Source organism: Bradyrhizobium sp. CCGUVB14, from assembly GCF_024199935.1.
GTDB lineage: Bacteria > Pseudomonadota > Alphaproteobacteria > Rhizobiales > Xanthobacteraceae > Bradyrhizobium.
Genome location: NZ_JANADS010000001.1, coordinates 3,698,538 through 3,710,546, shown reverse-complemented (window position 1 = coordinate 3,710,546; position 12,009 = coordinate 3,698,538). Strand labels below are relative to the sequence as shown.

At 64.0% G+C, this 12,009-nt stretch carries 12 protein-coding genes; 9 read left to right on the top strand and 3 right to left on the bottom strand.

Annotation, left to right across the window (positions count from 1 at the left end; genetic code table 11):
• Positions 1-5 precede the first annotated feature (5 nt).
• The 6 genes from NLM32_RS17145 (at position 6) to NLM32_RS17120 (ending at position 4,083) form a co-directional block, all read left to right on the top strand.
• Complete coding sequence (locus NLM32_RS17145; protein ID WP_254130112.1) at positions 6-890, top strand: alpha/beta fold hydrolase; 885 nt, start codon at positions 6-8, stop codon at positions 888-890.
• A 172-nt stretch (positions 891-1,062) separates the two neighbouring features.
• Entirely contained in the window at positions 1,063-2,004 is a 942-nt protein-coding gene (locus NLM32_RS17140) for a metallophosphoesterase (protein WP_254130111.1), read from the top strand.
• A 24-nt stretch (positions 2,005-2,028) separates the two neighbouring features.
• Entirely contained in the window at positions 2,029-2,358 is a 330-nt protein-coding gene (locus tag NLM32_RS17135; RefSeq protein WP_254130110.1) for a cupredoxin family copper-binding protein, read from the top strand.
• 136 nt (positions 2,359-2,494) lie between these two features.
• Positions 2,495-3,043: a sigma-70 family RNA polymerase sigma factor gene (locus NLM32_RS17130; RefSeq protein WP_187437320.1), complete on the top strand. Its 549-nt coding sequence runs from the start codon at positions 2,495-2,497 to the stop codon at positions 3,041-3,043.
• Entirely contained in the window at positions 3,040-3,804 is a 765-nt protein-coding gene (locus NLM32_RS17125; RefSeq protein WP_254130109.1) for an anti-sigma factor, read from the top strand. Before NLM32_RS17130 ends, NLM32_RS17125 begins: the two co-directional genes overlap by 4 nt.
• A gap of 99 nt (positions 3,805-3,903) precedes the next feature.
• Positions 3,904-4,083 (top strand): hypothetical protein, encoded by a 180-nt coding sequence (locus NLM32_RS17120; RefSeq protein WP_254130108.1) that lies wholly within the window; start codon positions 3,904-3,906, stop codon positions 4,081-4,083.
• Between the two features lie 26 nt (positions 4,084-4,109).
• Here NLM32_RS17120 and NLM32_RS17115 read toward each other — a convergent pair whose 3' ends face one another.
• Both NLM32_RS17115 and hpnO read right to left on the bottom strand, forming a co-directional pair.
• Positions 4,110-4,454: a GFA family protein gene (locus tag NLM32_RS17115; protein ID WP_254135331.1), complete on the bottom strand. Its 345-nt coding sequence runs from the start codon at positions 4,452-4,454 to the stop codon at positions 4,110-4,112.
• 172 nt (positions 4,455-4,626) lie between these two features.
• Positions 4,627-6,018, bottom strand: a complete 1,392-nt coding sequence (hpnO, locus tag NLM32_RS17110) for an aminobacteriohopanetriol synthase HpnO (RefSeq protein ID WP_254130107.1) — start codon at positions 6,016-6,018, stop codon at positions 4,627-4,629.
• 142 nt (positions 6,019-6,160) lie between these two features.
• On the opposite strand from hpnO, the gene NLM32_RS17105 reads away from it, so the two are divergent.
• The gene (locus NLM32_RS17105; protein ID WP_254130106.1) at positions 6,161-6,805 is read left to right on the top strand and encodes a DUF2147 domain-containing protein; all 645 of its coding nucleotides are present in this window, start codon (positions 6,161-6,163) and stop codon (positions 6,803-6,805) included.
• On the opposite strand, the gene NLM32_RS17100 is transcribed toward NLM32_RS17105, so the two are convergent.
• The gene (locus NLM32_RS17100) at positions 6,773-9,361 is read right to left on the bottom strand and encodes an MMPL family transporter (RefSeq protein ID WP_254130105.1); all 2,589 of its coding nucleotides are present in this window, start codon (positions 9,359-9,361) and stop codon (positions 6,773-6,775) included. The two genes, NLM32_RS17105 and NLM32_RS17100, sit on opposite strands and share 33 nt — an antisense overlap.
• A 460-nt stretch (positions 9,362-9,821) precedes the next feature.
• Here NLM32_RS17100 and ispH point away from each other — a divergent pair, with 460 nt between their 5' ends.
• Together ispH and hpnH are read left to right on the top strand one after the other, a co-directional pair.
• Positions 9,822-10,748: a 4-hydroxy-3-methylbut-2-enyl diphosphate reductase gene (gene ispH / locus NLM32_RS17095; RefSeq protein WP_254135330.1), complete on the top strand. Its 927-nt coding sequence runs from the start codon at positions 9,822-9,824 to the stop codon at positions 10,746-10,748.
• Between the two features lie 35 nt (positions 10,749-10,783).
• Positions 10,784-11,944, top strand: a complete 1,161-nt coding sequence (hpnH, locus tag NLM32_RS17090; RefSeq protein WP_254130104.1) for an adenosyl-hopene transferase HpnH — start codon at positions 10,784-10,786, stop codon at positions 11,942-11,944.
• Positions 11,945-12,009: the final 65 nt, after the last annotated feature.

Genomic DNA, 12,009 nt, shown 5'->3' with positions numbered 1-12,009 from the left:
TCTCCATGATCCCTCAGCGCTTTTCCATCGGCCCCGCCGGCGCAGAGATCGCCATGCTGCAATGGGGCGAGAGCGGCAAACCGCCAGCTCTGCTCGTGCATGGCACCGGCTTCGTCGCCGACGTCTGGGACGAGGTCGCGCGCGACCTCGCAGCGACCTACACCGTCTATGCGCTCGATCGCCGCGGCCATGGCGCGAGCCACAAGCCCAGCGTCTATCATTTTGCGGACTATGCCGACGATATCTGCAGGGTGATCGGCGCGCTGGGCTTGCGCGACGTCTACGGCATCGGCCACAGCGCGGGCGCCACCGATCTGTTGCTGGCAGCCAAGCTGCTCCCGGGATGCTTCACGCGGCTGTTCGTGATGGAGCCGACCGTGATGAACCCGCACGCGGCGCGCGATCCGTCCGTGGGATTGAGCGAACAATCGCTGTCCCGCGTGCAGGGCGCGCTGCGCCGGCAGGCGGAGTTCGACAGTCACGAGGCCGTCTTCAACCGCTACCGTGCCGCGCCCGCCTTTGCCGATTGGAGCGAGGCTTCGCTCTGGGCCTATGTGCGGCACGGCTTTACGCCGCTCGACAATGGCCGGGTGCGGCTTTGCTGCACGCCCGAGATCGAGTCGGCGATGCTGCGCCCGATCTACGAGGCGATGGAGCAGGTTTACACCGGCGACGCGCGCGGCAATCCGTTCGCCTGGTTCGGCGATATCACGTGCCCCGTGACGGTGACCACCGCCGAGATGTCAGGGCCGATCTACAGGGAGATGGCCTCCCGCGCCGTGGCACTGATCCCGCACGCCCGTACCCTCGCCTTCGAAGGCGCCGGCCATTGCGTGGCGCAGGAAGCTCCCGCCCTGGTGCTGCGGGCGGTCCGGGAATTTTCGGCGTAGATCCCCGTTCATCTTCCAAGTCCCTGGACCAGCGCAGCAAATGGCGCGCTGCCGGGCCGCGCCCGGCGTGTGTGATCCCACCTCACGAAAACGTCATCAGCCCCCGCGAATAAACCGCTCCCTCCCCCGATCACCTCCCCGAAGCCCAATTCCGGGCCAAAGGAGACGTGCGATGAGCGGACACGATCACGGGGACGGCGTCAGCCGCCGCAAGGTGCTGGAATGCATGACATGGGCCGGCACCGGCGTGCTCTGGACCATCACGGGCGGCGTGCCGCGCTCGCTCGGCATCATCGATTCCGCCGAGGCCGCGACCGCCGCGGCGCCCGGCATGACCTTCCTCCAGATCAGCGACAGCCATGTCGGCTTCGACAAGCCGGCCAACCCCAACGCGCTCGGCACGCTGGAGGAAGCCGTCAACAAGATCAATGCGATGCCGGCCAAGCCGTCGTTCATGATCCACACCGGCGACATCACCCATCTGTCCAAAGCCTCCGAGTTCGACAACGCCGACCGCATCATCTCGCAGTCCAAGCTGGACGTGCATTACGTCCCCGGCGAGCATGACTTCCTCGACGAAGAGGTGAAGTTCTATCGCGAGCGTTACGGCCGCGGCACCAAGGGTGCGGGCTGGTACTCCTTCGACGCCGGCGGCGTGCACTTCGTCGGCCTCGTCAATGTCGTCGACCTCAAGGGCGGCGGCCTCGGCAATCTCGGCGCCGAGCAGCTCGCCTGGCTCGAGGACGATCTCCGCGGCAAGTCCAAGTCGACTCCGATCGTGCTGTTCGCCCACATCCCGCTCTGGACCGTCTATCCGGAATGGGGCTGGGGCACCGAGGACGGCGGCCGCGCGCTCGAATACGTCAAGGGTTTCGGCTCGGTCACCGTGCTGAACGGCCACATTCACCAGGTGATGCAGAAGGTCGAGGGCAACGTCACCTTCCACACCGCGCGCTCGACCGCCTTCCCGCAGCCGGCGCCGGGCACCGCCGCCTCGCCCGGACCGATGAAGGTCGAGGACGCCAAGCTCCGTTCGATGCTCGGGGTCGCCAGCATCAACTTCAAGCAGAACGAGCAGCGGCTCGCGATCATCGACACGCCGCTGCAGGGTTGATCCAGGGCCGAACGGAAGCTGACAATGAAGACACTCAATCGCCGCGACTTCGGGGTCGCCGTGGCCGCGGCCATCCTGATCCCCGTCACAACCGCCCGTGCCGACGACAGCAACATGGAGGTGCATATCGACAATTTCGTTTTCCAGCCTCCGGAACTCAAGATCAAGGTCGGCACGACCATCACCTGGACCAACCGGGACGACATCCCCCACACGGTGGTGTCGGCCGGCAAGTTCCGGTCCAAGACCCTGGATACCGACGACAAGTTCACGTTCACCTTCACCAATGCGGGCGACTACAAGTATTTTTGTTCGTTGCACCCGCACATGACCGGGATGATCAAGGTTGAGTAACGTCTCCAACCAAGGCATCTCTGTCTTGCCCGGCCGGTGGTCCCACGCCGGCCGGGCTCGCGTGCCTTCGGTCAGGCCCAACAACGACGCGCACGCAACGACGGACGAAACGCAGCAAGAGGCAAAGCGAGAGGCGATGCCCGTCAGCGACGATTTCCAGAAGGCGCAGCGCTTCCGCGAGGCGGCGCTCCCCTATCTCGACGACGTCTACACGCTCGCACGCTATCTGCTGCGCGACGCCTCCGACGCGGAGGACGCGGTGCAGGAATGCTATTTGCGTGCGCTGAAGCACTTCGACAGCTATCGCGGCCCGGCGATGAAGCCGTGGCTGTTCGCGATCCTGCGCAACGTCTGCAACGCCGAATATGCCAGGCGCGCGCACTCGCACGCTGCGATCGAGGATACGCCCGGCGCCGCCGACCAGACGCCGATGTGGCAGGAGAACGAGGCGAGCCCGGAGACCGAGGTGCTGCGCAGCCGCGACGCCGGCGCCATTCGCAAGATGATCGACGCGCTCGCCGAGCCGTTCAAGGAAACCTTCGTGCTGCGGGAGATCAACAACCTGTCCTATCGTGAAATTGCAGAAGCCGTCGGTGCCCCCGTCGGCACCGTGATGTCCCGCCTCGCCCGCGCCCGCGCCATGCTGCGCGCGGCCTGGACGGCGGAAGAGGAGCATTCGAAATGACCTGCGACGAAGCACAAATCCTGCTTCACGCGCTGCTCGACAACGAGCTCGATGCCGGCCATGCGCGCGAGGTCGAAGCCCATATCGCCGGCTGTCCCGCCTGCACGGCCGAGTTGACGGCCCAGCGCGAGATGAAGCGCGTGCTGGCCGACACCAAGCTGCGCTACAGCGCGCCGGCTAGCCTGCGCGCCCGCATCGAGGCATCGATGCCGCAGGCGCGGCCGCAGCCGAGCCGTCGCTCCGTGTTGCGCGGTTTCGCGATGGGTTCGGCAGTCTCGGCGCTTGCCGCCTCCGGCGTCGTCGCCGTCGTGCTGCGCCAGGACGACCAGCAGCGCATCCTCTCCGAAGTCGTCTCCGCCCATCTGCGCTCGCTGCAGGCCGGCCATCTCATCGACGTCGTCTCGACCGACCAGCACACGGTCAAACCCTGGTTCAACGGCAAGCTCGACGTCGCCCCGCCCGTGATCGATCTCACCGCGCAGGGCTTCACGCTGGTCGGCGGCCGGCTCGACTATGTCGATGCCCGCGCCATCGGCGCCGTCGTTTACAAGCGCCGGCAGCACATCATCAACCTGTTCGTGTCGCAAACCGCGAGCACCGAGCATCGGCCGCCGAAGACGCAGACCATGCAGGGCTTCAACTGCCGCCGCTGGGGCGAGCGCGGCCTGAACTTCTGGGCTGTCAGCGATATCGGCGGCGACGAGCTTACCGAGTTCGTCGACAAGTTCGAGACGGCCATGAAGGCGAACGTGGAGGGATAGCGGCCTCACCGCCGCCCCCGCGAACGTTCAACGTGACGGGTCTCACGGTCCTCCCAGGCGCAACGCGGCAGATTGCAGCCGTCATCAAGGAGGACAAAAATGATTCCGTTACTGATTGTCTCGACCACCCTGCCGTCGATGTTCGCTGCCGGCTGTGCCGCGGTGCTGGCGTTGAAAGACCGCAAGCAGTGGATATGGTTTGCAGCTCTCGCCGTGCTCGCAGGCGTCGGCGGAATACTGACCCTGGGCATCCTCCGCGCCTGGAACTACCCCGTGTAGTCCTGGCGAACGAACCGGTCCCGCCGCTATTCGAGCGGAGGAAACCGTTCGAACACCGGCAGTTCGTGTGCCCTCTCCATCCAGCCAATCCGCTCGGCGACCTGGATGTGCATCATGGCCGGAACGGCATCGGGGTGATCGTAGGTGCCGCTCTGGATGTCGATGATGCCAGGCATCAGGTTTTCATTGATATAGAACAGCCCCGTGCCGCAGTCGGCACAGAAGTGACGTCGTCCATGCTCAGAGGAGCGATAGATGCTGGGCTGGCCGCGCACGAGCTTGACCGCTTCACGCGAATACATCGCCCAGCCAACCATCGGTGCTCCGGAATGGCGACGGCAATCCACGCAATGGCAGAGTGCGTGCACCATCGTGTCGCCGTTCACTTCATAGCGGATCGCGCCGCAATGACAGCCGCCAGTTACAGTCACGGCTCACTCCTCTCCCGGCCAGATCAATGCCGGGAAAGTAAGTGCCGAGTTGGCGTTTTGGGAGGCGGGCTGCTTCAGCAGGTCGCACGTCGCGACACCACGCCGCGGGGTCCTACGCCGACCGCCGCACCGCGTTGTCGACCAGCGTCTTGCCGAGAGACCAGATCGCGCCGGGGACCTTGTGGCTGCCGGCGATGACGTCGTCGAACGCGCGCTCGATCCAGTTGCAGTCTTCTTCGGTGATGGTGAGCGGCGGCAGCAGCTTGATGGTGTGGCTGCCGTGGCCGGCGACCTGCGTCAGGATCTTGTGATCCTTGAACAGCGGCACGGTGATGAGCTGGCAGAACAGGCCCTTGTTGGCGGCCTCCAGCACGTTCCAGGATGCCCGCAGCCGCAGCGATTTCGGCGGACCGAACTCGATGCCGATCATCAGGCCCTTGCCGCGCACTTCCTTCATCAGCTCGTAGCCGGGGACCATGCGGGTGAGCGCGAGGCGAAGCTCGGCGCCGCGCTTGGCGGCGGACTCGATCAGCTTCTCCGATTCCATCACGTCGAGCGTGGCGATGCCGGCGGCCATCGCGAGATCGTTCTTGGAGAAGGTCGAACCGTGCACCACCGCGCGGTCCATCTGGTTGAAGATCTTGTCGAAGATGTTCTTGCGCGTCAGCACGGCGCCGACCGGCACGTGGCCGCCCGAGAGCGACTTCGACAGCAGCACCATGTCGGGCTCGACGTTCCAGTGCTCGACCGCGAGGAAGCGGCCGGTGCGGCCCATGCCGGTCTGGATCTCGTCGGCGACGAACAGCGTGCCGTACTTCTTGCAGAGCGCTGCGGCACCCGGCAGGAACTCGTCGGAGGGCATGTTGACGCCCTTGCCCTGGATCGGCTCGACCACGAAGGCCGCGACCTCGCGCGAGGCCAGCGCCTTCTCGAGCGCGGCGAGATCGTTGAACGGAACCGAGGTGCACCCCGGCAGCAACGGCTCGAAGCCGGTGCGGAAGTTCGAATCACCTGTCAGCGACAGCGCGCCATAGGTCAGGCCGTGATAGCCGTGGGCGCAATAGACGATGCCTGGGCGGCCGGTGGCGCCGCGGGCGAACTTGATGGCCGCCTCGACGCATTCGGCGCCGGAATTGGCGAAGAACGCCTTGTCGAGATAGGGAACGTATTTCAACAGCCGCTCGGCGAGCACGCCGGCCAGCACCGAGACGTCGAACTGGACGAGATTGGGCAGATCGGCGTCGAGCACGCTCTTCAGCGCGTCGCGCATCACCGGATGGTTGCGACCGATTGCGAACACGCCAAAGCCGGACAGGAGGTCGAGATAGCGCGCACCCTCGCGATCGTAGAGGTACTGCCCCTGCCCCTTCTGGAAGCCGACATCGTAGCCGATGGTCTTGAGAACCCGGACGAACTGCTCGTTCAGGTACCGATTATGCAGGGTGCTGCGCTGGGCCTGACGGTCCGCGAACAACTGGGACATGTCTGGATTTGGACTGTTCATCCGCTACATACTTCGGTTGAGGGCCGCTTCGTCAACTGAAAACGGTCAGCAAACGGAAAAGGGTCTGTGCGGCCTTTTGCCCTTTTTCGGACCATCTTCGCAAGCACAGCTTTAAACCATGTTGCACTGCCAAGGAACACTCATGCGTTTGGCCATTTACACCGGAATAATACTGGCGGGCGGTTACGTCGGCCTGACACCGGCGCTTGCCGCCGATCCCACCGGCGACTGGCGGGTCGCCGACGGCGTTGCCAATATCCGCGTCGCCCAATGCAACGGCAGCATGTGGGGCGCGGTTTCCTGGGAAAAGCAGCCCGGAGGCCGCGATGAGAACAACCCCGATGTCTCAAAAAAGAACAGACCGACACTGGGCATGGCGACCCTGATCAACATGAAGAAGGCGGCCGGCGCCGAGCAGTGGGAGGGTCAGGTCTACAACGCGAAAGATGGTCAGATGTACAGCGCGACCATCACGCCTGTCGGCACCGACCAGCTCGAGATCAAGGGCTGCGTGCTGGGCTTCCTGTGCGGCGGCGAGACCTGGACCCGGGTCGGTCCACCCATTCCTTCGAGCTCTTCCAATGCGATGGCCAAGGGTGCACCGAAAACCACCGGAGCGGCGCCAAAGGCCGCAACCACGCCACCTGCTGCAGCGCCTGCGCCAGCAGCTGCGGCCACGGCACCGAAGAACGCTGCCGTCGCCGCCAAGCCTGGTCAGAAAAGCGCAACCGCCGATCCCGTCGGCGACATCTGCTTACTCCCTGAGATTGCGGGGCTTGCCCATTAGGGCCGGCTGAAACAGCAGCACTGCGGCAAGCGTCGTCACCAGAGAAAGTGCGAGCAGCTTGCCCATGCTGGACGTGCCCGGATGGCTCGACAGCCACAGGCTGCCGAACGCGGTCGCCGTCGTCAGTGCGCTGAAGAAGATCGCGCGCGTCAGGCTGGTCTGAAGCAGGTTTGTCCTGCCGGACCGCCACGCCACGACATAATAGATCTTGAACGCGACACCCACGCCGAGCAGCAGCGGGAACGCGACGATATTGGCGAAGTTGAGCGGCAGGCCGATCAACACGCAGATCTCGAGCGTCACCGCGCCCGCAACCAGAAGCGGCACCAGCGTCATCAGCACGTCGACGACACGGCGCAGCGTGATCCACAACAGCAGACCGATCACCAGCAACGCATAGATGCCGGCATGGATGAAGGCGTTCACCACGGTGTCGCCGGATTTCAGGATCGAGACCGGCCCGCCGATCGCGGTCGGCTCGGCCTCGAGCACGGCTGCCGCAAACTTGCGCAGCGTGTCGTTGTCGTTGGGATCGCCCTTCGGCTGAGCTTCGACGCGGATGATTCCGTCCTTGCTCTTCCAGGCGTTCACGAGATCGGGCGGCAGTGACTTCAGGGTGACCGGCTCGGCCTGCAGCGCGTTCCTGAGCTGGTCGAACACGATCTTCAGCGGCGTGACGAACACGTCCTGTGCCTTGTTGCGGGTCGCCTCATCCGAATTGGCGAGCTTCTCCAGCGCGTCCGCGAGCCGCCGCGAGGCGATCGCGCCCGGGCCCTTGGCGTCACCGGCGGTCCGGCGCAGATTTTCGACCGAGGATTTCAGCGACTCGACATTCTCCTGGTCGGTCGGCGCCGCGTCGACCTGGTCGGGGTTGAGCGCGGGGCCCAACACCTTGGCGCCCTGCGCGAGCAGCTTCAGCTTCGGCTGCTGGTCTTCCGGCACGAAGCTGTTGAGCGACATCACGCGCAACACTTCCGGCACCTTCTCCAGCTTCGCCTCGACCTGCTTGGCCTGTTCTTCCGTGGTGACCATCACGTTGATGGCGTTGGCGCCGGTGTTGGGATCCTTGCGCAAGTCGAGGAAGGTGGCGATCGACTCGGCCTTCGGATTGCGCAGGTTCATCGGGTTGAAGTCGAACTTCAGGAAGTAGAGCAGCGGCAGGCCGGCGAGCGCCAGCAGCAACGTGCCGCCCACGACCAGGACGCGGTGCTTCTCCAGGAAGTAATCGAGCGGCGCCAGGAAGGCATAGCCCACCGGCTCCTTTTCGCCCGGCGGGTTCAGCAGCTTCAGCATCGCGGGCAATATCGTGATGCTGGAGAGGAACGCGACCAGCATGCCGACGCCGGCAATCTGGCCGAGCTCGGAAATGCCCTTGTAATCGGTCGGCAGGAAACAGAGGAAGCCGGCAGCCGTCGCCATGGCCGCCAGCGACAGCGGCACCGCGGAGCGCTTTGCGGCACGCACCAGCGCGGCGGTGAGATCGTCGTGCTTGTAGCGCTCAGAGCGGTAGCGAACGCTGTACTGGATGCCGAAATCGACGCCCAGTCCGACGAACAGCACGGCGAACGCGATCGACAGCAGGTTGAACGAGCCGACCATCATCAGGCCGGCGGCGGTCGTCAGCGCAAGGCCGACGAACAGATTGATGAACACCGCGAAGATGATCTTCGAGGAGTGCAGCGCAAGCCACAGGATCAGGAGCACGACGAGCACCGTGCCGACGCCGTTGACGACAGCACCTTCCTGGACGGTGGCGTATTCCTCGTTGGCGATCGGGACCGGACCTGTCAGGCGTACCCGCGCCTGATACTTGGTCGCAAAATCGAGATCAGCCGCGGCCTTGCGGATCGCGTCGGTGGCGCCCTTGCCGGGCTCGAGCGCGTTGTAGTCGAGGATCGGCTTGAACTCGATGAAGGCGCGCTTGTCCGAATCCGACAGCGGCTGGTCGCTGACGAGCTCGCGCCAGGAGAAGCTCGCATTGCCCTTGTTGAGCACGGTCTCGACCGTCCCCGCGATCTGGTTGAACGGCCGCGCGGTGCTGTCGAGCTTGACCTGCCCTCGCTTGACGCCGGCGAGCCCGGTCTCCAGCGCACCGGTCAGACCGCGGATCGACGGATCGCCGGCCATGATCTCGATCAGGGGCGCTGCGGATTCGAACTGGCTGGTGATCTTGCCGACTTCCTCGGTCGGCAGAAACAGCAGGCCGTTCTTCTCGAAGAACTCACCGGTGCCGAGCTGCTGCATCGACTGGAAGTCGGTCTTGTTGTCCTTCAGCTTGGCAAACAGCGCGTCCGCGGCTGCGGTCGCCATCTCCGGCGTCCTGGCCTCGACGACCGCGAGGATCGTCGCGTCACGATCGAAGGCGCGGTCAAACTGCTGGTCGCGCTGGCGCCAGTCCAGATTCTGGGCAATCAGCGAATTGATGTCGGTGTTGATGGCGAAGTGTTGGGACGTGTAGTAGCCCGCCCCCACCGCCAGCAGGAGCCCGAGGACGACGACAAGGGTAGCAAACCGGGTACAGGCCCTGACGATGGCAACGACTACGCTTTGCAGCACGTATTTTCTTTCTAGTGTTAACAGCCTGCCGAAAACGCCCGCTGTTTAACGGAGTTCCCGGGCGAAACCTATTGCTGTTTTGGGTAGCTCTCGCGGGAACAAGGTTCGAAGTAAACGCCGGGAGACCGTGGCAAAATCATGCGGGAGCGCCGGTATAGCCGGGGAGATGAGGCGGTAAAGTGACGAAGGGGTGAGCACAAATGTCGCCATCTTGCTCAGGCGAAATGAGGTATTATAATACCTCAGATCGTTGTCGTCGGGAACCCCTGGACTTGTTCCACCTTTCCTTGCCGCCGATTTTTTGACACAAAGTGCTGTGCCTGCATGCGCCTGGGCCCAGATGGGGTGGGCGGTTACCGCGGTCGCGAGACCAATGGTGCGGATATTGCAACATTGGCCCTATCGGGGTGCCGCCCGGGACAATTGAGCGGATTGGTGCAAATTGCGTGATGGGCGTCCAATGGAAGTTTATCTAGCGCAGCCGCGCGGCTTTTGCGCAGGCGTGGTGCGCGCGATCGAGATCGTGGAAAAGGCCCTGCAGAAGTACGGCCCGCCGGTCTACGTGCGCCATGAGATCGTGCACAACAAATACGTCGTCGAGAGCCTGAAGAACAAGGGCGCGATCTTCGTCGAGGAACTGTCCGAAGTTCCACCGAAGGCTGTCACCGTTTTCAGTGCCCATGGCGTCGCCCGCAGCGTCGAGGAAGAGGCGGCCGCCCGCGACCTTCCGGTGCTCAATGCCACCTGCCCCCTGGTCACGAAAGTTCACAATCAGGGGAAGCGTTACATCACCAAGGGCCGTACCCTGGTCCTGATCGGCCATGCCGGCCACCCCGAGGTCGAGGGCACGATGGGCCAGGTTCCCGGGCCCGTTTTGCTGGTCCAGAGCGTCGAGGAGGCCAAGGCCCTGGCGCTGCCGGCGGATACGCCAGTGGCCTACATCACCCAGACCACGCTGTCGGTCGACGACACCAAGGGCATTATCGAGGCCCTTCAAGCTAAATTTACAGATATTCAAGGCCCAGACATCCGGGATATCTGCTATGCGACACAGAACCGCCAATCTGCGGTAAGGGACTTGAGCAAGCTGGTTGACGTGATTTTGGTGGTGGGTGCTGCCAATAGCTCGAACTCGAACCGGCTCCGCGAAATCGGCACTGAAGCCGGCGTCGCGAGTTATCTGATCGCTGATGGCCGCGAGCTCAATCCGGAGTGGTTGAATGGTGCCAGGACCGTCGGCCTCACGGCCGGCGCCTCGGCGCCTGAGGTGCTGGTGGATGACGTGATCGAAGCGCTGCGGCGGATCGGACCGGTGACGGTCTCGGTGCTCCCCGGCCGCGAGGAAAACATCGAATTCAGGCTTCCGGCCCAACTGGCTGCAAGCTGACCTACCCGAATTTCAAGCCCAGAAAGAAACGTGTAATGGCAATCCCCTTCTTCAAGGAAATGCGTATCGGCGGCTATTTGCTCAAGCAGAAACTGCTTGGCCGCAAACGCTATCCGCTCGTGCTGATGCTGGAGCCGCTGTTCCGCTGCAACCTCGCCTGCGTCGGCTGCGGCAAGATCGATTATCCGGATGCGATCCTCAACCGCCGCATGACCGCACAGGAGTGCTGGGACGCGGCCGACGAGTGCGGCGCGCCGATGGTGGCGATCCCCGGCGGCGAGCCGCTGATCCACAAGGAGATCGGCGAGATCGTGCGCGGCCTGGTCGCGCGCAAGAAGTTCGTCTCGCTCTGCACCAACGCGCTGCTGCTCGAGAAGAAGCTCGACCTGTTCGAGCCCTCCCCTTACCTGTTCTTCTCCGTGCATCTCGACGGCCTGAAGGACCATCACGACAAGGCCGTGTCGCAGAAGGGCGTGTTCGATCGCGCCGTCTCCGCGATCAAGGCGGCGAAGGCCCGCGGCTTCACCGTCAACGTCAACGCCACCATCTTCGACGGCCACCCGGCCGAGGAGATCGCAAAGTTCCTCGACCTCACCGTCGAGCTCGGTGTCGGCGTCTCGATGTCGCCCGGCTACGCCTATGAGCGCGCGCCGGACCAGGAGCACTTCCTCAACCGCACCAAGACCAAGAAGCTGTTCCGCGACGTCTTTGCGATGGGCAAGGGCAAGAAGTGGAATTTCATGCATTCCGGCCTGTTCCTGGACTTCCTCGCCGGCAACCAGGAATACGAGTGCACGCCGTGGGGCATGCCCGCACGCAACATCTTCGGTTGGCAAAAGCCCTGCTATCTCCTCGGTGAAGGCTACGCAAAAACCTTCAAGGAGCTGATGGACACCACCGACTGGGAAACCTACGGCACCGGCAAGTACGAGAAGTGCGCCGACTGTATGGCTCATTGCGGCTACGAGCCGACGGCTGCGACCGCCGCTCTCAACAACCCGATCAAGGCGATGTGGGTGTCGCTGCGCGGCATCAAGACCTCTGGCCCGATGGTGCCGGAGATCGACATGTCGAAGCAGCGCCCGGCGCAGTACATCTTCTCGGAACAGGTCCAGAAGAAGCTGTCGGAGATCCGCAAGGACGAGGCCGAAGCAGCTCAGGCCAAGGCCGCACGGAAGGCTTCGACGGCTGCGTAAGCGGGCAAGTCAGCACGAACAACAAAAAGGCCCGGTCGTGCGACCGGGCCTTTTCTTTTGTCAGC